An 18,527-nucleotide genomic window follows, 5' to 3' on the forward strand; every position below is an offset into this window, starting at 1 on the left:
GGGTATCGCCGGCTACTTCCATCTGGTGCCCGGCGGCTACGACCTGCTGACGCTGTATGATCGCGCCCGCGGCACCTTCAAGGATCCGAACGTGCTCGGCGCGTTCCTGATCCTGCCCGCGCTGTTCACGCTGCAAAGCGTGGTCTCCGACCGCTTCGGCAAGGCGTTTCGCAACGCCATCGCCTTCGGCATCATCTCGCTCGCGATCCTGCTGTCATTCTCCCGCGCCGCCTGGGGTGGCCTCGTGATCACCGCGGCGTTCATGCTGGCGCTGATGGTGTTCACCAGCCGTTCGCAGTCGCAACGCTCGCGCATCATCGTGATGACCTTGATCGCTGCGATCCTGGCGGTTGCGCTGATCGCGGTGCTGCTGTCGATCGGCACGGTCGCCGACATGTTCAAGCAGCGCGCGAGCTTCGACCAGAGCTACGACGAAGGCCGCTTCGGCCGGTTCGGCCGCCACATCCTCGGCGCCCAGATGGCACTGGAATTGCCGTTCGGCATCGGGCCACTGCAATTCCACACCTACTTCCCCGAGGACACCCACAACTCCTTCCTCAACGCCTTCATGTCAGGCGGCTGGATCTCGGGCATCTGCTATCCGGCGCTGGTGTTCGTCAGCGCGATCATCGGCTTCCGCTATATCTACATGCGGGTGCCGTGGCAGCGCGACTATCTGGCGATCTTCTCGGCATTCCTCGGCATCGCCGGCGAAAGCTTCATCATCGACACCGACCATTGGCGGCACTTCTGGATGATGCTGGGCACGATGTGGGGCATGTACGCGGCGGCCGAACGCTACCGCGCGACATCGCTCGAGGTCAGCGACGAGACTTCGGCGGCATCTTGAGCTTGGCGCGCTGGTCGGGCGGCGTGTCGATCACGCTCTTCAGCGCGGCGGTCGCCTCCAGCACCCCCTTGTAGCCGTCATTGGCGAAGCGCAGCAGCAGCCGCAACTCGTCTTCGGTGTAGCTGCTCCAGACCTTGAGCATCGCCTCCTGCATCGGCACGTAGAACTTGCCGATCTCGGCGGCCTTTTCCTCGATCACCGAGATGAAGACCTTGCGGCGGTCGCTCTCGTCCCGCTCGCGGCGCACGTAACCCGCCTTCTCCATCCGATCCACCACGCCCGTGATGGCGCCGGTGGTCAGCCCGGTCACCTCGGCAAGGCGGCCGGCGGTCACCCGCCCCTCGAGCAGCAGGATGTCCATGCATTCCATGTCGGAATTGGAGATTCCGGCAACTTCCGCAACGGCTTGGCCGTACATCACGCCCTGCGCGGATGACCGGCGCATCGCCTCCTCGAGTTCCTGCACCAGCGCTTCGCGCGACTTCGCACTTGACAAAGCTGCTCCTATATCTTACTTGCCTAATATCTTATAAACTAAGATAATTAGCAACTAACCTTTCGTAGCCCACACGGATGCATGGAGCAAGGCATGACGAGACGTCCCCGTAAAGCTCTGATCATTGGCGCCGGCATCGCGGGTCCAGTGACCGCGATGTTCCTGACCCGCGCTGGCATCGAGGCCGAGCTCTATGAAGCCTGGCCCTATTCCACCGGCATCGGCGGCGGCCTGCAGATCGCGCCCAACGGCATGCATGTGCTGGCGGAGCTCGGCCTCGCCGACGAACTGATCCGCAACGGCTCGATCGCCGAATCGTTCGACTTCTATTCACAGAGCGGCAAGAAGCTCGGCTCGCTCAACCAGAACATGCAGCAGCGCTTCGGCCAGCCCGCGGTGAACATGTGCCGCGCGACGTTGAACGAGACGCTGATCGACAAGGCCTGGGGTTCCAACGTCTCGGTGTTCTTCGAGAAGAAACTGGTGAAGATCGAGGACCGCGGCAATCAGCCGGTCATCGCCTATTTCAACGACGGCACCACCGCCGAGGGCGATTTCGTGATCGGCGCCGACGGCGTGCACTCGGCGGTGCGGCGTCACGTCATTCCTGACGGACCGACGCCGTTCGACACCGGGCTGATCGGCTTCGGCGGATTCGTGCCACGCGCCATGTTCGAGCGCCTCTCGATCGGCCAGAAGGTGGAGACCACGTTCGGGCAAAGCGGCTTCTTCGGCTATGGCCTGTGCAGCCCCGATCCGGATACGGGCGGGATGTGGTGGAGCACACAGCCATCGCACGGCATGACCGCGGCGGCGTATCGCCTGCAAAGCCAGGACGCCATCAGGCAGCATCTGCGCGAATTCCACGCCGGCTGGCACGCGCCGATCCCCGATATCATCGAGGCCGCCGAGAACATCGTGGTCACCGACACGCTCGACGTCGCGACGCTGCCGACCTGGTCGCGCAAGCGGACGCTGCTGATCGGCGATGCCGCGCACGCCACCAGCCCGCATGCCGGCCAGGGCGCATCGCTCGCGCTGGAAGACGCGCTGCGGCTCGGCATCCTGATGCGCGACGGCCAGGAGCTCGGCCTGACATTCCAGGCGTTCGAGCACGAGCGGCGCCCGCGCGCCGAGAAGATCGTGGCGATCGCCCGCCGCAACGGCAACAGCAAGCGCGAGTTCAGCGCGACCGGCGCCTGGCTGCGCGATCACATGCTGAAGCTGCTGCTGCCGGTGTCGTCCAAGGGCATGGACTTCATGTACGCGTATAATCCGCGGGCGGCGGCGTAGTGCCTTCTCCCTCTCCCCGTCCTTCACGGGGAGAGGGTTGGGGTGAGGGGCTCTCTCCACGGGCAACGTGCCTGGAAAGACCTGTACCCCCTCACCCGAAATTCGCTACGCGAATTTCGACCTCTCCCCGCAAGCGGGGCGAGGTAAGAAAGCTTACTTCTCGACCTCGAACGTCAGCCCGGCGTGATCGACCAGGCGCTTGATCAGCTTACCCTGCATCGCGGCTCCCGGCGTCCAGAAGCCGGGGGCGACGTCGGGCGTATCGCGCAGCAGGCAGATCGCGCATTCCGAGATCATCTTCGAGGTCGAGCCGTAGCCGGGATCGCGATCGCCCTTGATGCCGGCGCGGACCATGCGGCCGTCGGGCGCGACCGCGAGATAGAGCAGATCGTAGCGGCCGTTCTCGCGCTCTTCCTTGGACGGCCCCTCGCCCGGCTTTGGCGCGCTGGGACCGGTCTTCTCGGAATTCAGCGCCATCACCTTCTTTGCATTGGCCTCGCCCTTCTCGCCCGGGCCGGTCAGGACCATCTCGTCGTAGACGAAGTCGCGCCCGTAGGGAAAGCCCATCAGCATGTTGGAGCGGTGGACGTTGCGCGTGTTGATCAGCGCCATCATAAACGGCGCGGTCCAGGAGTGCAGATCCTCCTCGTAAGCCGGCTTGCTGCCGCGCGGCTGCTTCGCCCCCTCGAAGCCCGGCGTCAGCGCGAAGGGATTATTGAGGATCGCGACCAGGCTCAAGTCCTTGGCGACCGCATCGAAGGTTGCCTTGGCGCTCGCGGCCGTGCCGCCGGACAGCGTGCCGCGCATGTCGCGCACGCGGCCCTTGACGCGCGGCGCCGGCGCACCGAACACGCGCTTGGCTTCCTCCTGCACGAAGAACGCGCCGAGCTCGAACGGCACCGAGTCGAAGCCGCAGGAGAACACGATGCGCGCGCCGCTGGCCTTTGCCGCGGCTTCATACTTGTCGATCATCTGCCGCATCCAGACCGGCTCTCCGCAGAGATCGAAATAGTCGGTGCCGCCTTCCACGCAGGCCGCGATCAGCTCATTGCCGTACAGCTGATACGGACCGACCGTCGAGATGACAGACTTGGTCTGCGCCAGCATCGCCTTCAGCGAAGCGGCATCGCTGGCATCGGCAACGATCAAGGGCGTATCAGCGGGCGCGCCGATCGCATCGCGAACCGAGGCGAGCTTGTCCTTGCTGCGCCCGGCCATCGCCCATTTCAGGCTGCCGTCGCGATAAGGCGCCGCGAGATATTCGGCGACGAGCTGACCGGTGAAGCCGGTCGCACCGTAGACGACGATGTCGAGTTTCGACGAGGACATGGATCAGGCTCCCACACAACGAAATTGCCCCGTTTTGTCATTGCGAGCGCAGCGAAGCAATCCATTTCACCGCGTGTGCGGAGCGATGGATTGCGTCGTCGCTCCGCTCCTCGCAATGACGGAAGATGCTCCTATTTCTTGTAAGACACCCCCATGCCGGCGCGGACGTCGGCCTGGATCCCATAGGGCGCGATCGGATAGCGCAGGCCGTTCTTGGCGAGCTGCTTCATGCCCGCGATCGCCTTCACCAGATAGGCCGGCGGCAGCGCCATCAGCATCTCCTCGTCGGGCACGCCGCCGTAGCGGCGCTCGGCGAAGCACGGCAGCGACAGGCTCGGCTCGCCGGTCTTCAGCGCGCGGCCCCAGGAGTCCGCGCACGCGGTCTCGCCGACCACGCCCCACTCGAACTTCTTGTAGCCGGTGTACTGCAGCCCGTTGATCAGGATGATCATCTGCCCCGGCGTCGCATAGACTAGGCAGATGTCGGGCGGATTGAGACGGCCGCTGGTCAGCGGGCTCACCGCCATCGCCTGATACTGGCCGTAAGGCACCACGTCGAGCGCCTCCTGGCGCTTGCGCGCGTCTTCGGCGGTGCCGTGCCAAACGCCGACATAGTTCTCGCCGGCGAGCCACTTCTCGTCCTGCGGCGCGAGCCCGATCACTGCACGGCATTGCGCGCCGACCAGATCGTCGCCGGTGATGCCGACGGTCCAGCCGAGCCGCGAGGCCATGCTGACGATCTGGTCCGTGGTGTGAACCGCCGACGGACGGCGGATCTTCGGGATCGCCTCCATCTCCTCGACGCGCGCAAACATCTTGATGCCGATGACCGTGGTCTTCAGCCGCAGCAGATTGTTCAGGTCGGCCACGATCGCGGCGAGATCGAACTGTTCCGGCGGTGTCTGCTGTTGCATGGCGTGAACTCCCGTGATCGGCAGCTTGGCGCTGCCTGTTGGTGTGATGTTAGAGCATTTTCGAGCGAAGTGGGTACCGGTTCGCGTGAAGAAAATGCGTTAGACAAGAATCAGATTAGTCGACGGAAGCGACCAGCTCGTCGCTCAACGCGGGCCCGGTCCCGGCAGCAAATCGTCGGTTTTTCCGGCCAGATGATAGGCCAGCAGCCCGATCCACTCCCGGGTGCCGAGATCGGTGCGCGACAGGCCCTCGATCGAAAGCGTCGCGAAGCTGAAGACATTGCCGACGCGCCAGTCGACCGGATAGGCCTCGACGTTGAATCCCGCCTTGCGGAACAGCCCGACCGAGCGCGGCATGTGATAGGCCGAGGTAACGAGCAGCCAGCGCTCGCCCGGCTTGGGGTCGACCAGCGCCTTGGAAAACTCGGCGTTCTCCACGGTGTTGCGCGAGCGGCGCTCGATGATCAACCGCGATTTGGCGATGCCGAGGCTTTCGAACATTTCGGCGGCGTAGTCGGCCTCGCGCGCATCATTCGAGATCAGGTTGGCGCTGCCGCCGGTGAACACGAGGCGCGCGTTCGGATATTTGCGCGCCAGCGCCGCCGCCGCGATGACGCGATCGGCCGCACTGCGCACGACAGGCGTCGCATGCGCCACCGACAGATCGGCATCGATCGAGCCGCCGAGCACGATGATGCCGTCGGGCGCGCCGCGCGAGGCGTCCCATGGCGGGAAGCGCTGCTCCAGCGTTGAGATCAGGACATTGCCGAGCGGCGAGAAGCCGCAGATCGCGAGCAGCAGCAGCGAGGCCACCATCAACCTGCGGCCGAGACGGGCAAACCGCGTCAGCAGCAGCACCGCGCCGATCACGCCGATCCCGATCAGGAAATTGATCGGCAGCAGCATGATGCCGAGCGTCTTGGAGAGCACAAAAAACAAGGGAAGCCTCTGCGAAGTTCTGCTACAGCGTCATACGCTGCTGGGAAACTAATCAAAAGCCGTCACATGACCCATCATCTGAAGTCCAGCCCCGAAACCTGCCATTGGGGCTTCTTTGACGCCAAGCTGAAGCCGGTCCTCACGATCACGAGCGGCGACGAGGTCACGATCGAAACCGTCAGCGGTGGTGCCGACGTGGTGCCCGACCGAAGCAAATTCCACATCCCGCCCGAGCTCGACGACATCCATGCGAAGAGCGAGCGGATGGTGCCCGGGCACATCCTGACCGGCCCGATCGCGGTTGCCGGCGCCGAGCCCGGCGACGTGCTCGAGGTCGACATCCTCGACGTCCAGCTCCGCCAGGATTGGGGATACAACCTGATCAAGCCGTTGTCCGGCACCCTGCCCGATGATTTCCACGAGACCCGCATCCTCAACATCCCGCTCGATCGTGCGCGGATGGTCGGCCGCATGCCTTGGGGCCTCGACCTGCCGCTGAAGCCGTTCTTCGGCGTGATGGGCGTCTCGCCGCCGCCGGCCTGGGGCCGCATCTCCTCGCTGATCCCGCGCGCGATGGGCGGCAATCTCGACAACAAGGAGTTCGGCGCCGGAGCCAAGCTGTATCTGCCGGTGTTCGTGCCAGGCGCGCTGTTCTCCTGCGGCGACGGCCATGGCGTACAGGGCGACGGCGAGGTCTGCGTCACCGCGATCGAGACCGCGCTGACCGGCCGCTTCCGCCTCACCCTGCGCAAGGACCTCAAGCTCACTTATCCGCGCGCCGAGACCGCGGACCATTACATCACCATGGCGATGGATCCCGATCTCGACCAGTGCGTGGTGCGGTCGCTGCGCGACATGATCGTGCTGCTCGGCGAGAAGCGGAATCTCTCCCGCGAGGACGCCTACACGCTGTGCAGCCTGGCCGCCGACCTGCGGGTCACCCAGACCGTCAACGGCTCCAAGGGCATTCACTGTATGATCGCCAAATCGGTCGTTCACGGCTGACGGACGGTCGGTAAGCCGCACTTGTGTTCCGCAAGCGTGGCTCGATACAATCTCCGTACCAACGAAACAAAAATGGACGGGGACGGATATGCTGAAGGACAGGCTTTCGCCGGCCGACGAGGCTGCGCGCGACAAGGAGATGCAGGAGACGCTCGCCGCCTGCCCGCGCATCCTCGATCTCATCGCCCGCGGCCCGCAGGGGGCGCCGGACGCCGAAGCTGCGATCTATCTGCGATCGCCGCTCGATCCCAACCCGGTCGTGATTTCGAACGATCAGCTGATGGGCTGCATCAAGACGGCCGAAACCTATTTCCGCGGCCAAGGCATCGGCAAGGATGATGCGGTGGCGATCCTGCTGCCGGCCTGTCCGGCCAGCATCGTCGCGATCTTCGGCGCCGCCGCCTGCGGGGTCGCCGAGCCGCTCAACCTGCTGTTCACCCGGGAAGCGATCACAGCCCAGCTCAATGCCATCAATGCGAAACTGCTGATCGCGCCGCCGCCGGGAATGCCGGGCGGACTCTATGAGCGGGTCGAGGGGCTGCAGCGCGAAGTGCCCTCGCTCAAGCGCATCGTGATCGCGCCGCTCGACGGCAGCATTTCCTTCGACGGCGAGGTGCTGCGCCCTGATCCGGCCTGGCGCGACGACTACGGCAAGTCGAGCGACATGAGCGAAGCCGACCGTGTCGCGGTGATGCTGCCGACCGGTGGCACCACCGGTCATCCCAAGGTGGCGCGGCTCACCAACCGCGCGATGGTCGCCTCCACCTTATCCTCGCGGATGGCGCTCGACTTCCACTGCGGCGAACGTGCAATGATCACGATGCCGCTGTTCCATGTCGGCGGCCTGTTCTGCACGACGGCCAATTGCCTGGCGGCCGGCACGACGATCTTCATCCCCGGCCCCGCCGGCGCGCGCGATCCGGCGCTGATCACGCATTTCTGGAAGATCATCGAGAAATACCGCGTCAACATCTCCGGCAATGTGCCGACCACGCTCGGCGCGCTGGCCGACATCCCGGTCGCGGACAGCGACATCTCGACCCTGCGCGTCACCGCCACCGGCGCCTCGATCTGCCCGCCGGAAATCGAACGGCGCTATCTCGCCACCTGGGGCGGTCCCTGCATCCAGCAGCTCTACGGCATGACCGAGCTTGCCGGCGCCATCACGCATGACGTGCACGGTGTGAAGCCGCGCGCCGAGAGCGTCGGCACCCGCAATCCGCTGGTCGAGCTCGCGATCCTCGAGGGCGGCAAGCTGCACACCGGGCCGTGGCCCTCGCCGGTCGGCGAACTCCTGACCAGAGGCCCGCAGGTGTTCGCGGGTTACGTCGACAAGAAGCAGACCGAAGAGGCGTTCCGCGACGGCTGGCTGCGCACCGGCGACATCTGCCGCATCGATGCCGACGGCTTCGTCTACATCATGGGCCGCGCCAAGGACGTCATCATCCGCGGCGGCCACAATATCGATCCGCGCGCGATCGAAGACGCCGCGCTGGCGTTTCCGGGCGTCGCACTGGCCGCAGCGGTCGGACGTCCCGACAGCTATGCCGGCGAAGTGCCGATGCTGTTCGTCTCGGCGCAGCCCGGCGCGCATATCGATCCGCAGGCGCTCGCCGCTTTCGTGCAGGACAACATCCTCGAGCCGCCAGCGCGACCACGCGTGGTGTCGGTGATCCCGGAGATGCCGGTCACGCCGGTCGGCAAGATCTTCAAGCCCAAGCTGCGCGAGATCGCCGCCGGCGAGGCTGCGCGCGAGCTGCTGTCTCGGGAAGGACTTTCCGGCGAGGTCAGTGTCGAGGCCATCACCGACCCGTCCCGCGGGCTGTACCTGAGCGTGACCGCGCCTGCGGACAAGGCCGAATCGGCTGAGCGGCTTCTCAAGAAGTTCCCGGTCAAGGTCGAGTTGCGCTCCTAACCATTTAATATACTTAAATAATCTGATCGCGACGCCGTGCCGGACTCGACCTCCGGCGCGGCTGTTCGCATTTTGCGGCCGATGGCTTGACGAACTGCCACATTCCTAAATAGACTCTAAATAGATACTTTTCAGTACAGGCGTTCGGGGTTAAGCGTTTTCTATGGCTACGGAAAAGGCCGAAACCGACCGCGTCCCGGTCACGCTGGCGCTCTCGACGATTGGTTATCTCGAGAAGCTGGTGCGACAGGGCACCCACGGTACGAGCGTCCCGGGCGTCGCACGGACACTGATCGAGGAAGGCATTCGACTCGCCATCAAGGACGGGTTGCTTGCAATCCGCGACAACGGACGCACGCCCTGAGAGCATCATCCTCGCGACAAACGCGGAGCGTTTGCGCGGAGCTCCAGAACGAAGGGCGCGCGTGCCGGCGCGGCGGTTCAACACAGAACGTGGAACCGTCAGATGATTGTCAACCAAGAGACCTGGACGCCGGAGCGCGTCGACCAACTCAAGATCTACTTTGAAGCCGGCCTCTCCTGCCGCGACATCGCCGTCAACATCGGCGTCAGCCGCAATGCGGTGATCGGCAAGCTGTCGCGGCTGAACCTCACCCGCACGACGCCGGACGAACGCCGGGCGCGACGGAAGAAAGCCACCGCGCACTCCGCGCAAAGGGCGACCGCGAAGCAGCAGCTCCAGTTGCTACAGGCGGTTTACGAGCCGGAGCCCGAGAATACCCCGATTGTCAGCGTCAACAGCTGCTCGCTGTTCGAATTGAGCGAGCAGCGCTGCCGCTGGCCGATCAGCACCCCGGGCGCCGACGATTTCTGCTTCTGTGGCAACACGCCGCTTGGCGGCATGCCCTATTGCTCAGGACATTACCGCCTCGCCTATCAGGCAGGGTCCCGCCACCGCGCGATGCGCGGGTAGCGACACGGAAGCACTAATCCCGTCATCCTGAGGAGCTGCGTAGCAGCGTCTCGAAGGATGCACGGCCACCAGCCGGGCCGTGCATACTTCGAGACGCGCGTTCCGCGCTCCTCAGTATGACGGATTTCATGAGGTGCCGATCAGCCGACCTTCCAGCCGGTCGCCGCCACGAGGTCCTGATAAAACTCCGGCGTGTAGGCCTGCTCCGGCGTCTTGCGCACGCGCTCGTCGAGCAGGTGGGCATCGTCGCCGACCAGGATGCGCCAGCGATCCGCCTTGACGCCGTCGAGGATGATCTTGGCGGCAGCAGCCGCCGAGGTCGGCGCCTCGTCGTGAAAGATGCGGGCGCGGTCGAGCGCAAGCTGCTGGATGTCGGCATCCGACATCTTGGCAACGTCGATGCCCTGCCCTTGCAGGCGCTGGCGCGCCTGCTTGAGCTCGTCGGGATTGAGCTGGTCGGCGCCGTTCTGCACCTTGCGCGAGTTCGACACGATCGAGGTGCCGATGTGACCGGGCATTACGACCGAGCACTTCACATGCGGTGCGTTGAGCCGGAGATCGTTGATCATCGCCTCGGTGAATCCCTTCACGGCGAATTTCGCCGCGCTGTAGGCGGTGTGGGACACGCCGAGGCCGACCGAGGCCCAGAAGCCGTTGACGCTTGACGTGTTGACGATGTGCGCCTCGTCGGCCTTCACCAGCAGCGGCAAGAAGGTGCGAACCCCGAGATAGACGCCACCCCAGCAGATGTTGAAGGTGCGCTCCCATTGCTCGCGAGTGTTGGTGAACAGGCTGCCGCCGCCACCAATGCCGGCATTGTTGAACAGCAGGTGGATCTTGTCGGTCGCCTGCTGCTCGATCAGCTCATCGCGGAAACGCCTGTAGTGATCCTCGATCGAGACGTCGGCAATGTGGGTGGTGATGCGCAGGCCCTGCGGCAGCTTCTCGACTTCGCAGAGCCGCTTGGTCTCGGCCATCGCCTCGGCCGAGACGTCGCACATCGCGACATTGCATCCCTCGGCAACGAGCTGCCGTGCGAGCTCGCGCCCCATGCCCGTGCCGCCACCCGTGATGACGGCAATCTTTCCGGCGAAATCCTTCATGTGAGATCCGTTCCTTCCCTGCTTTTTCTTGCTTTCGGCTGGAGCGCGGATCGCAGTCCCGGCCGTTTGACTGCGGCACTGTACATCACCGAATTATCGCCCAGCAACGGCGCCCGCTGCTCACGCGCAGTTGAGCCGCATGGAGCAGATCGAGGCGGAGGATGACGTAACGAAATCATTCCGCGTTGCGAACAATCTGACATCGACAACCGGAGACGATGATCATGCACATCGTGAACAGATTGGTCGCGACAACGCTGATGACGATCGCGGCCGGCATTTCCAATGCGGCCGCTGCCGCCGAACTCACACCGCCGAAGCCGCGCAACGGCATCTGCGCCGACGGCACGCGCTGATCAGAACAGACCAGCGCAGTAGCGGTGTCGCGCAACGCGCCCTCGCCGTGGGCAAGCTTTGACCTGATCGAGATCACGTCGCCTGAAGACCTGGTCGCGCAGCGCGTGGCGCCACGAATGACCGGCTCAACTCCCGGGATCGCCCTGCGTTATTCGGCGGTTTCGATCCGCACCGGCGCGCGCCGGCGCAGGACGGCGGTGCCAGCGCTCATGATGAGCTTGAGCAGACCGCGCCACGAGAAGTCGATGACCACCTCATGGTGCCGCAATCCCTTGCCGCCCTTCACCAGCCCGAGATCCCGGATCAGGCAGTAATGGCCACTGCTCATCCGAGCCAGACGACTGTTCTTGAAGCGTCCCATGAATGACGAGAATGCACTGCGGATCGATTCCGTCAAATCTTGACGGCGTCGAATCGACGCGGCGGCGCGCGCCTGCTTGCGAGCGGCAACCTGCGATGCCGCGCGCATCGCGATCACCAGTGCCGGTTCGTGGCCGTGAATCAAAAACCTCCGGCAGGGCATTGCCGGAGGTTTGGGAGGCTTAGCATCAAGCTAAGAGCCATCATTCAATGTGTTGGCCGTGGCGTATATAGTTTAGTAGATCAGCTAAGTAAATAAGTTTGCCGCCAATGAATCGCATGGCTCGTCTTCGTTCTTCGCGTAGACCGAAATGTCGCAGCCAATCGTCCACGACCATCTCTTCCGGTCGAAGAAAAAACCCCGGCAGTTGCCTGCCGGGGTTCTGTTCGATCGTGATCAGATCAACCGGTATTACCAGTTGCGCTGAGCGCGGAAGAGCATCTGGACAGTGTCCTGATCCTTCAGCTCGTAGGTCGCGGACGGCTTGCCGATCGAACCCGACGAGGTGGTGATCGTGCCGGCATACTTCTGATCGAGATGGACGTAGGTCACGTCGGCCGAGAAGGTCAGGTTCTTGACCGGGGTCCAACGGGTGATCACGCCGATCTGTCCGATGTTGTAGTCGGGGTTGCAGTTGGTCACGCCAGCGCCGCCACCGAAGGCCGTGCGGAACGTGCCACCGACGCCGCCAACGCCGCAGATGAGCGACTTCGCCGTGTCGTTGTACATGATCGCAGCGTAGGCACCGTACAAGCTGGTGTTCCAGTAGGGATCCCAGTTGTGGGTGTACGCGCCGCGGAAGCCCCAGGTCTTGATCGACTGCTGCTGGCCGCCAGGGCCGAACACCGTATCGGGCGCCGTGCCGAAGCCGACGCTTTGATAGGCGCCCGCCAGGTTCGTGCTGCCAAAGATGGCGATCGAGCTGAACTGGCTGGCCAGTTCCTGGATGTTGTAGCGGGTCGCACCGTCGGTGTAGACGCCCTGGACGTTGATGGTGTCGCCAGGTCCGGTCGGAATGTTCTTGATCGACAGGGCCAGCGCACCCGCCCAACCCCACTTGTCGTCGGGATGACCGGTCAGCTCCGTGCCGCCGTAGTACGCAGCATGGTTGTCATGCGCAGCGACCGACGCCTGGAAGATACCCCAAGCCTGGTCGACCTTGAGCGCGGCGACGAAGTCCGGCGCGATCGTGCCGGCGTAGTCGCTCGAACCGTAAGCACCGCCGACGCCGAGGTTGTTCACGCCAGCCTGCATGTAGGCAACCTGGTCCTGCGCCGACAGGGCCAGCGAGACGCCGTTGCCGAACTGCGCGGTGTAGGTGAACTGGTTGATGCCGTTGGTGGTGCTCACGCCACCGACGAGACCGTCGTAGTTGTTGCCCGGATAACCGTTCCAGGGAGCAGCGAACTGCGAGACCGCCTTACCCATGGTGAAGCCGGCGAACTGGATGAAGGCGTAGTAGACGCCGACCGTGCCGGCAGCGACGTTGCCCGAACCAGCGTTGTTCGGTGCGCTGCCCGGGGCAACCGTACCGCCGCCACCGATGGCCGAGTAGATGGTCGAGCCGGGCGCAGCGCCGTTGCCGGCGTAGCTGTCGGACGTCCAGGTGAACACTGCATCGAAATAGGTGCGGACCACGCCGTATTCGGTCGCGGTGCGCGTATCGATGTTCAAGTCTTCACGCGAACGCCAGGTGTAGCCGTTGGTGAAGCGGTTGTTGGCACCGCTGGCGCCGTTGACGTTCGGGCCGTACACGCTGTTGCCGTTGACGACAACGTCGGCGCGGACGAAGCCGCCCAGCTTGATGCAGGTGTCGGTGCCGGGGATGTAGTAGAAGCCCGGACCATAAAGGGAGCAAACCTTCACGTACTCGACCGCTTTGGCCTTAACGGGAAGATCGGCCGCCTGTGCCCCGCCGACCGCGACCAGCGCGGCGGCCGAGCCCAGAATAAGGCTCTTCGCCAATGTCATATTAAACCTCCAAGTTGCTCATATGCGTAGAGTACGGGTCGCGAGCGCCCCGTGATCCTCCCGCATTGTCCAAGACCGTTTTCCCCAAACCCCGCACCCGCAGATCAATCTCTGGAGTGCGGCGGACTTGAACGATCACCGCAACGGGACGATCGAGATTCCCCTACCGCCGGGTTCAATATGCATTGGCGAGTTCGCCAAACAAAATAGTTTATAAAGTCAGGAATGCGAATGCGGCCACACTGTGTCCCGCCAGCAACGCTCGACGTAACCACCTCACCCACATGGGCAAATTTGTCGCACCCCAAATAGCTGAATCGTCACACACGCATCATAATTGCTTTACGTTCACTTGCCTTCCTGAGCGACTTACTAGAAAAAACGTCCGTCGACGCGGGAAACAAGAAATAAATCAGCACAAAGCTGAGTCGGCACCTAGGGAAGGGGAAGCTGTGTCAGTGACCAGGAAGGATCAGGCGCGTTTGCGCGCCATCGAGCATCTCGACATCATCAAGCGCTTTACGCTCGAGATCTCGTCCATCAATTCGCATCTCGAACGGGTCCGCCAGCTCTGGGGCAAGGCGCTCGGCGTCAGCGGTCCGCAATGGATGATCCTCATCGCGATCTCGGATCTCGATAAGGATGACGGCGTGCCGATCAACGTGGTGTCGAAGCTGCTGCATGTCGATCCGTCGTTCGTGACCACACAGTCCAAACTGCTCGAGCAGAAGGAGCTGCTGCGTCGCTCGCCCTCTCCGGCCGACGCGCGCGTGGTCCGCCTGTCGCTGACCGACAAGACCCGAAAGCATCTGGCGGGCCTCGCCGAGCAGCACAAGGCGTTCAAGAAAACCGTGTTCGAGGAATTCAGCGAGCACGAGCTGGCCGAGTTCACCGGCAAGCTCGCGATGCTCAACAACCGCCTGGAAAAGGCGTGCCTGATCGCGGCGATGGATTTCGAGACCTGAAACGGCCGGCCGCATCGGGCCGATATCAACGCCGCTGCGTGTTTTGAAAAGCCGAATGCTTTGAAAAAATGGTCGGAGCGAGAGGATTTGAACCTCCGACCCCTAGTCTCCCAGCACGATGGCCTTGCATGATCATTATCATACCTTATCAATGACTTAGATGACCTTCCGAACCGCGGTTCGGGACTTTTTTCGGGACGTTTCCCGCTTCTCTTGCATCGTCTCGATCGCGCCGGCGATCTCGTCCTCGACGACGTGCGCGTATTTCAGCGTCGTCCTGATGTTGCGGTGGTTGAGCGCCTTCTGGACCAGCTTCAGGTTCCGGCTTTCCCTGAGGAGCTTCGTGGCGAAGTCGTGGCGCTTATCGTGGAAACGGAAGTCCTCGACGCCAGAACGAGCTCGGTGCCGCTTCCACTCGGTTTTAAGGCCGTTGTAGGTGATCGGGTATCGCTCCCCCTTGACCAGCTTTCGGCGCTTCACCGTGCGCTTGGCGACGTAGGTGAACACGAATTCGGCATGATGCCCGCGGAGCGGCCACAGGATTTCACGAATAAGCGGTGTGATCCGGACGATGATCCGCCGGCCGCCCTTCCCCGGCTTTACGATCTGCTTGGCGTCCCAATCGACTTCCGACCAGCGCAGCAGGCACTCCCTGAGGCGGACGCCCGAGGCGTCGGCAAAATCCAAGATGTCGCGATAGTCGTCACGCGCGGTGTCGTCCAAGCTCGTTAGTTCGTCGCTCTTGAGCTCGCGGACGCGCTCCTCTGGCTCGGCCAGCCAGTGATCCTTCCATGTCGGTTCGCGCTTGAACTCAACTCCCCACGACTTCGCCCTGGTGAAGAGCTTCTTGAGCACCTCGGTTGTGCTGCGGTTCACCGTCGCCGGCGCGATTTCGGGAGACGGCGCGGCGTCCTTCGGCATCGGCCTCTTGCGGTGGACCGTGCGCCGGTGTGCCCGGCGCCAGGCCACCAACTTTGTGACCTCGTTGTCGTCGATATCCGTCAGCAATTTGTCCGGCCCGAAATAGCCGATCAACCTGGCAAGATCGCGCTCCGTCGTATCCGCGCCAGCGTGATGCTGACCGACCTCGAGCCAGTAGCGGTCCGCGATATCATCGAGGCGCAGCGAGACCGAGACCTTTCCCTCCGTCTCGAGATGCTTGCGCGCCTTGGTCCGCTCTACCCGTTCGAACTTTTCAGCTTCGCGGCGGCTCGCATGGCTCGTCGAGCCGTGAAACCGATGACGTTTGATTTGGAAATCGAAGTGGTAGTACGGCGAACCTTTCGGCTTGTAGATGGACACGGCACATCCCTCTTAGTGCGGCGTTCAATAAATTCCGTGATGAAATCTTCAGTGTACGCTCGACGCTTGTTTTTGTTACCGCGAGCAAGGTCGATATATCGGATGTCACCCGCGTCCGCGTAACCATCGAGCGTCTTTGGCGACACGCCTAGCCTTGCGGCTACTTCACGAGGCCTAAGCAGCGTCGTCATGGGAAGCCTCCATGCCGCCGCCGGGTCTCTCAGAGGCAGAGGCACGAGCCCGTCGATCCATGAGGCACTTTTCCCTCATGCGTTCGATACCAGCCAATGTCACGTAGGTTTTGTTCGCTGTCTTCTCGCATTCGAGCCGGCCGCGCCGGATCTCAACGCGAAGGCCGCTGACCGTCATTGACCCATCAGGGTAAGCAAGCTGCGCGGCCACCCTGAGCCGCAAAGGAGTGTCCGGACCGATGGCGATCGGATCGATTTGGACGTTAGGCGAGTTGCGGCGGTAGCTCGGCGCGGTGCGAGAGCTGTCCCTCATCTGCAGCGGTTTCATTCATTCGCTCCAACATGATCGTCCTCTCGATTTGCTGGATGATGGCCGGAAGCTCTGAGCCGGGCCTCTCGCGGAATTCGGCGCGCGCGTTGCCCTCGCGCGGTCCATGAAACAGTGCTGTAGGTCCGCCGCTCTCCTTTTGCTAAGGGGAAACAAAATATCGGTGATTTGGCAACTTTGTGCAAGTTCACGTCCGCACACGCGAGCCCTCTCCCCCCGCCTCCCCTGTGGAAAAGGCTTCCGCGAAGCTCCCAAACCCTCGCAAAAAGTGCGCCCAGGCGTGACCTAGACTCGGCGGTTTTCCTTGCGAGAGGTACAATTCTAACGTTTATTTCTGCCGTTAGACGCGTGCCCCGGCAGTTGCCCAGGGAATTTTTCATTAAAGGGAATCATCACATATGGCATTGATCAAATGTTGGGAATGCGCTCGCGAAATCTCCGACAAAGCCACGGCTTGTCCGTCGTGCGGAGCGCCGGCGGCCGGATTGTCCTCAGATGTGAAGCCGCCTCCAAGTCCGGTCGCCGTTCACTACGACAGCGCGAGCGATACGTTTTCGGGCACAATGGCGCTCATCACTAAACTAGCGATGAGCGCCGTCCAGCAACTGGGCTGGAAGCTAACTGACGCCAACGAGAACATCGGACTGGTGACGTTCGAGACCAGAATGAGCTTTGGCTCGTGGAGTGGCGTGTCGTGTTCGCTGAACATAGAAGAAATATCGTCGAACGCCTTCCGCGTTCGCGGAGCGGGCAAGCAGAACGTGCGCGGAGGTCAATTGTTGGCCATTGACCTTTTTGGTGAGGCTCGGAGCAAAGCCGACAAGGCCATAGCAAAGATGAAGGATCTCGCGCGATAGCGATTGCTCAGGCCTGGCGGCGAGACGCCGTAGTCGCTGTTGTCGGCGGCCTTATTATGAATCAGTGCAACGTAGCGGCGCATTTCGCCCTCCAGCGAAGCAAGCGGTTCAGGAGCGGGCTTCAATGCAGAGCCAGGCACCGTCAATGCATATGCGCGAGCGCCCACACAAATACGGCAAATCCGAAGAACGCAGCTCCCCAGCCGATGATCAACGTGTCCAGATCGAAGTTATCGCGCATAGTCTCCTCCTCCTCTCCCTGATTGATTCAGAGAAGGATTACGCGCGCCAATCACAAAAGATTCATCGCGGACGAGGAGCGGAGTGAAAATCGCTATTTGCGATGCACCATCCCCCCATCAAAGAACCCGCCGGAGCGACCGGCGGGTTTGCTTTTAGGTGTGGGGGCCAAGCTTAGCCTGCTGAATTTCGTCGCCGAATTATGCTCGCTGCGAGCGCCCGATTCAAGCAGCATTCATCGCTAGCAGGTCGGAAACGACGCTCACGGCGAGTTTTAGATCCGTCGTCTCGCAATCATCTTCGAACTGATCGATCTGGCCGAAATCGTTCGTTCGACACCAGCAAAGCGCCTTCACCTTGATTTTCAGCCCCTCCAATGTCGTTGCCGGCACGTCCTTGATCTGATCAACGAGCCGGTGACAAACTTCGAGGGCATCTTCATATCGCTTGTCCGCAGCGGTGATGCCCAACTCTAGATCGAGGGCATCGAGCTCATCCTGCGCCGCGACAAGTTCGGTAACGCGATCTTCGACATCATGTCGTTTGAAGCGCAATGATTGCAGCCGCCTCAAGGCACTGGGATTGAGAGAAATGTCGTCTCCTTCCTCCTCCCACCCAAGTCGCTGAAGGATGACTGCATCAAGCTCGCGAGACCAACACAGGCTGAGAGTAGCTTTGCACGCAGCCTTCCGAGGATCGTCATCAAGGCGTCTGGCCTGGTCCCCGAGCTCTTGAGCACGCGCGTGAGCAAGCTCGAGGCGCCGGAAAAGCTTCTCTAGCTTGTTGTCAGTGCGTCGAGCAGATTCCGGCGACGGCATCGCGGGAGCGACGGTGGGAATTGCAGCGGTGGCGATCGCGGTCGTCGTGATCATATTCATGATGGCTCTCCTACTCAAAAACTCAGAAGCGCTGTCGGCGCGCGGCTCACAATTATTCGAAGAATCCTTCGTCATTGGTTCACGCGATGCGTCGGACGGGAGGCATGACGCCCGCGGGCTTGTCGGAATGGGGTCTGATACAGACAATCGACCGCCGCCGGGCGGCGATGCACGACTGGTGTTGATCATTTTCGGAGCGCTTTCGATTGCGGCTTATCAAGGCCGTTGCCGGTGGCAGACCGGCAGCCGGGAGTTGATAACCTGCGAAAGCGACAGGCGGCGGCGCTTTTAAGGTTGCC

At 62.6% G+C, this 18,527-nt stretch carries 21 protein-coding genes; 9 read left to right on the forward strand and 12 right to left on the reverse strand.

Annotated features, from left to right (window positions below):
* On the forward strand, window positions 1–850 hold an 850-nt coding region (locus tag QMZ05_RS27565; protein ID WP_353703622.1), incomplete at its 5' end, for an O-antigen ligase family protein.
* On the opposite strand, the gene QMZ05_RS27570 is transcribed toward QMZ05_RS27565, so the two are convergent.
* On the reverse strand, window positions 822–1,295 hold the full coding sequence (locus QMZ05_RS27570) for a MarR family transcriptional regulator (protein WP_353703654.1): 474 nt from the start codon (window positions 1,293–1,295) through the stop codon (window positions 822–824). The two genes, QMZ05_RS27565 and QMZ05_RS27570, sit on opposite strands and share 29 nt — an antisense overlap.
* A 144-nt stretch (window positions 1,296–1,439) precedes the next feature.
* On the opposite strand from QMZ05_RS27570, the gene QMZ05_RS27575 reads away from it, so the two are divergent.
* Entirely contained in the window at window positions 1,440–2,639 is a 1,200-nt protein-coding gene (locus QMZ05_RS27575; protein WP_353703623.1) for an FAD-dependent monooxygenase, read from the forward strand.
* A gap of 153 nt (window positions 2,640–2,792) precedes the next feature.
* Here QMZ05_RS27575 and QMZ05_RS27580 read toward each other — a convergent pair whose 3' ends face one another.
* From QMZ05_RS27580 to QMZ05_RS27590, 3 genes are all read right to left on the reverse strand, one after another.
* Window positions 2,793–3,968, reverse strand: a complete 1,176-nt coding sequence (locus QMZ05_RS27580) for a saccharopine dehydrogenase NADP-binding domain-containing protein (protein WP_353703624.1) — start codon at window positions 3,966–3,968, stop codon at window positions 2,793–2,795.
* 131 nt (window positions 3,969–4,099) lie between these two features.
* The gene (locus tag QMZ05_RS27585; protein ID WP_212013439.1) at window positions 4,100–4,882 is read right to left on the reverse strand and encodes a DUF169 domain-containing protein; all 783 of its coding nucleotides are present in this window, start codon (window positions 4,880–4,882) and stop codon (window positions 4,100–4,102) included.
* A gap of 144 nt (window positions 4,883–5,026) precedes the next feature.
* Window positions 5,027–5,821, reverse strand: a complete 795-nt coding sequence (locus tag QMZ05_RS27590) for a YdcF family protein (RefSeq protein WP_353703625.1) — start codon at window positions 5,819–5,821, stop codon at window positions 5,027–5,029.
* A 66-nt stretch (window positions 5,822–5,887) separates the two neighbouring features.
* On the opposite strand from QMZ05_RS27590, the gene QMZ05_RS27595 reads away from it, so the two are divergent.
* The 4 genes from QMZ05_RS27595 (at window position 5,888) to QMZ05_RS27610 (ending at window position 9,675) form a co-directional block, all read left to right on the forward strand.
* Entirely contained in the window at window positions 5,888–6,826 is a 939-nt protein-coding gene (locus tag QMZ05_RS27595) for an acetamidase/formamidase family protein (protein ID WP_353703626.1), read from the forward strand.
* Between the two features lie 88 nt (window positions 6,827–6,914).
* Window positions 6,915–8,741 carry an AMP-binding protein gene (locus tag QMZ05_RS27600; RefSeq protein ID WP_353703627.1) on the forward strand — a complete coding sequence of 609 codons (1,827 nt, stop codon included), beginning with the start codon at window positions 6,915–6,917 and terminating at the stop codon, window positions 8,739–8,741.
* Window positions 8,742–8,904: 163 nt separating this feature from the next.
* Complete coding sequence (locus QMZ05_RS27605) at window positions 8,905–9,105, forward strand: hypothetical protein (RefSeq protein ID WP_016844973.1); 201 nt, start codon at window positions 8,905–8,907, stop codon at window positions 9,103–9,105.
* Between the two features lie 102 nt (window positions 9,106–9,207).
* Window positions 9,208–9,675 carry a GcrA family cell cycle regulator gene (locus QMZ05_RS27610; RefSeq protein ID WP_353703628.1) on the forward strand — a complete coding sequence of 156 codons (468 nt, stop codon included), beginning with the start codon at window positions 9,208–9,210 and terminating at the stop codon, window positions 9,673–9,675.
* Window positions 9,676–9,815: 140 nt separating this feature from the next.
* Here QMZ05_RS27610 and QMZ05_RS27615 read toward each other — a convergent pair whose 3' ends face one another.
* The 4 genes from QMZ05_RS27615 to QMZ05_RS27630 form a co-directional block, all read right to left on the reverse strand.
* The gene (locus QMZ05_RS27615; RefSeq protein ID WP_353703629.1) at window positions 9,816–10,778 is read right to left on the reverse strand and encodes an SDR family NAD(P)-dependent oxidoreductase; all 963 of its coding nucleotides are present in this window, start codon (window positions 10,776–10,778) and stop codon (window positions 9,816–9,818) included.
* Between the two features lie 175 nt (window positions 10,779–10,953).
* Entirely contained in the window at window positions 10,954–11,169 is a 216-nt protein-coding gene (locus QMZ05_RS27620; protein ID WP_353703630.1) for a hypothetical protein, read from the reverse strand.
* Between the two features lie 114 nt (window positions 11,170–11,283).
* Entirely contained in the window at window positions 11,284–11,463 is a 180-nt protein-coding gene (locus QMZ05_RS27625) for a hypothetical protein (protein ID WP_353703655.1), read from the reverse strand.
* A 444-nt stretch (window positions 11,464–11,907) separates the two neighbouring features.
* On the reverse strand, window positions 11,908–13,467 hold the full coding sequence (locus QMZ05_RS27630; RefSeq protein ID WP_353703631.1) for a porin: 1,560 nt from the start codon (window positions 13,465–13,467) through the stop codon (window positions 11,908–11,910).
* A gap of 452 nt (window positions 13,468–13,919) precedes the next feature.
* Here QMZ05_RS27630 and QMZ05_RS27635 point away from each other — a divergent pair, with 452 nt between their 5' ends.
* Window positions 13,920–14,432, forward strand: coding sequence for a MarR family transcriptional regulator (locus QMZ05_RS27635; RefSeq protein ID WP_146985622.1), 513 nt, complete (start codon window positions 13,920–13,922; stop codon window positions 14,430–14,432).
* Between the two features lie 156 nt (window positions 14,433–14,588).
* On the opposite strand, the gene QMZ05_RS27640 is transcribed toward QMZ05_RS27635, so the two are convergent.
* The 3 genes from QMZ05_RS27640 to QMZ05_RS27650 are packed head-to-tail and all read right to left on the reverse strand — an operon-like array spanning window position 14,589 to window position 16,253.
* On the reverse strand, window positions 14,589–15,728 hold the full coding sequence (locus QMZ05_RS27640) for a tyrosine-type recombinase/integrase (RefSeq protein WP_353703656.1): 1,140 nt from the start codon (window positions 15,726–15,728) through the stop codon (window positions 14,589–14,591).
* Window positions 15,611–15,925 (reverse strand): helix-turn-helix domain-containing protein, encoded by a 315-nt coding sequence (locus QMZ05_RS27645; protein ID WP_353703632.1) that lies wholly within the window; start codon window positions 15,923–15,925, stop codon window positions 15,611–15,613. The genes QMZ05_RS27640 and QMZ05_RS27645 overlap by 118 nt, the downstream gene beginning before the upstream one ends.
* Window positions 15,909–16,253 (reverse strand): hypothetical protein, encoded by a 345-nt coding sequence (locus tag QMZ05_RS27650; protein WP_353703633.1) that lies wholly within the window; start codon window positions 16,251–16,253, stop codon window positions 15,909–15,911. Before QMZ05_RS27650 ends, QMZ05_RS27645 begins: the two co-directional genes overlap by 17 nt.
* 398 nt (window positions 16,254–16,651) lie before the next feature.
* On the opposite strand from QMZ05_RS27650, the gene QMZ05_RS27655 reads away from it, so the two are divergent.
* A complete protein-coding gene (locus QMZ05_RS27655; protein ID WP_353703634.1) occupies window positions 16,652–17,110 on the forward strand; it encodes a hypothetical protein in 459 nt (152 codons plus the stop codon).
* A 464-nt stretch (window positions 17,111–17,574) separates the two neighbouring features.
* On the opposite strand, the gene QMZ05_RS27660 is transcribed toward QMZ05_RS27655, so the two are convergent.
* Window positions 17,575–18,228, reverse strand: coding sequence for a hypothetical protein (locus tag QMZ05_RS27660; RefSeq protein WP_353703635.1), 654 nt, complete (start codon window positions 18,226–18,228; stop codon window positions 17,575–17,577).
* On the opposite strand from QMZ05_RS27660, the gene QMZ05_RS27665 reads away from it, so the two are divergent.
* On the forward strand, window positions 18,197–18,520 hold the full coding sequence (locus QMZ05_RS27665; protein ID WP_353703636.1) for a hypothetical protein: 324 nt from the start codon (window positions 18,197–18,199) through the stop codon (window positions 18,518–18,520). The genes QMZ05_RS27660 and QMZ05_RS27665 overlap by 32 nt on opposite strands.
* Window positions 18,521–18,527: the final 7 nt, after the last annotated feature.

It is taken from the genome of Bradyrhizobium sp. INPA03-11B (assembly GCF_040446015.1).
Classification (GTDB): Bacteria; Pseudomonadota; Alphaproteobacteria; order Rhizobiales; family Xanthobacteraceae; genus Bradyrhizobium; species Bradyrhizobium macuxiense_A.

Bases quoted from the DNA above. Each gene is read 5' to 3' on its own strand.
- QMZ05_RS27570 (WP_353703654.1), bottom strand. From the start codon at position 1,295: ATGCGCCGGTCATCCGCGCAGGGCGTGATGTACGGCCAAGCCGTTGCG.
- QMZ05_RS27575 (WP_353703623.1), top strand. From the start codon at position 1,440: ATGACGAGACGTCCCCGTAAAGCTCTGATCATTGGCGCCGGCATCGCG.
- QMZ05_RS27580 (WP_353703624.1), bottom strand. From the start codon at position 3,968: ATGTCCTCGTCGAAACTCGACATCGTCGTCTACGGTGCGACCGGCTTC.
- QMZ05_RS27585 (WP_212013439.1), bottom strand. From the start codon at position 4,882: ATGCAACAGCAGACACCGCCGGAACAGTTCGATCTCGCCGCGATCGTG.
- QMZ05_RS27595 (WP_353703626.1), top strand. From the start codon at position 5,888: ATGACCCATCATCTGAAGTCCAGCCCCGAAACCTGCCATTGGGGCTTC.
- QMZ05_RS27600 (WP_353703627.1), top strand. From the start codon at position 6,915: ATGCTGAAGGACAGGCTTTCGCCGGCCGACGAGGCTGCGCGCGACAAG.
- QMZ05_RS27605 (WP_016844973.1), top strand. From the start codon at position 8,905: ATGGCTACGGAAAAGGCCGAAACCGACCGCGTCCCGGTCACGCTGGCG.
- QMZ05_RS27610 (WP_353703628.1), top strand. From the start codon at position 9,208: ATGATTGTCAACCAAGAGACCTGGACGCCGGAGCGCGTCGACCAACTC.
- QMZ05_RS27615 (WP_353703629.1), bottom strand. From the start codon at position 10,778: ATGAAGGATTTCGCCGGAAAGATTGCCGTCATCACGGGTGGCGGCACG.
- QMZ05_RS27625 (WP_353703655.1), bottom strand. From the start codon at position 11,463: ATGAGCAGTGGCCATTACTGCCTGATCCGGGATCTCGGGCTGGTGAAG.
- QMZ05_RS27630 (WP_353703631.1), bottom strand. From the start codon at position 13,467: ATGACATTGGCGAAGAGCCTTATTCTGGGCTCGGCCGCCGCGCTGGTC.
- QMZ05_RS27645 (WP_353703632.1), bottom strand. From the start codon at position 15,925: ATGACGACGCTGCTTAGGCCTCGTGAAGTAGCCGCAAGGCTAGGCGTG.
- QMZ05_RS27650 (WP_353703633.1), bottom strand. From the start codon at position 16,253: ATGAAACCGCTGCAGATGAGGGACAGCTCTCGCACCGCGCCGAGCTAC.
- QMZ05_RS27655 (WP_353703634.1), top strand. From the start codon at position 16,652: ATGGCATTGATCAAATGTTGGGAATGCGCTCGCGAAATCTCCGACAAA.
- QMZ05_RS27660 (WP_353703635.1), bottom strand. From the start codon at position 18,228: ATGAATATGATCACGACGACCGCGATCGCCACCGCTGCAATTCCCACC.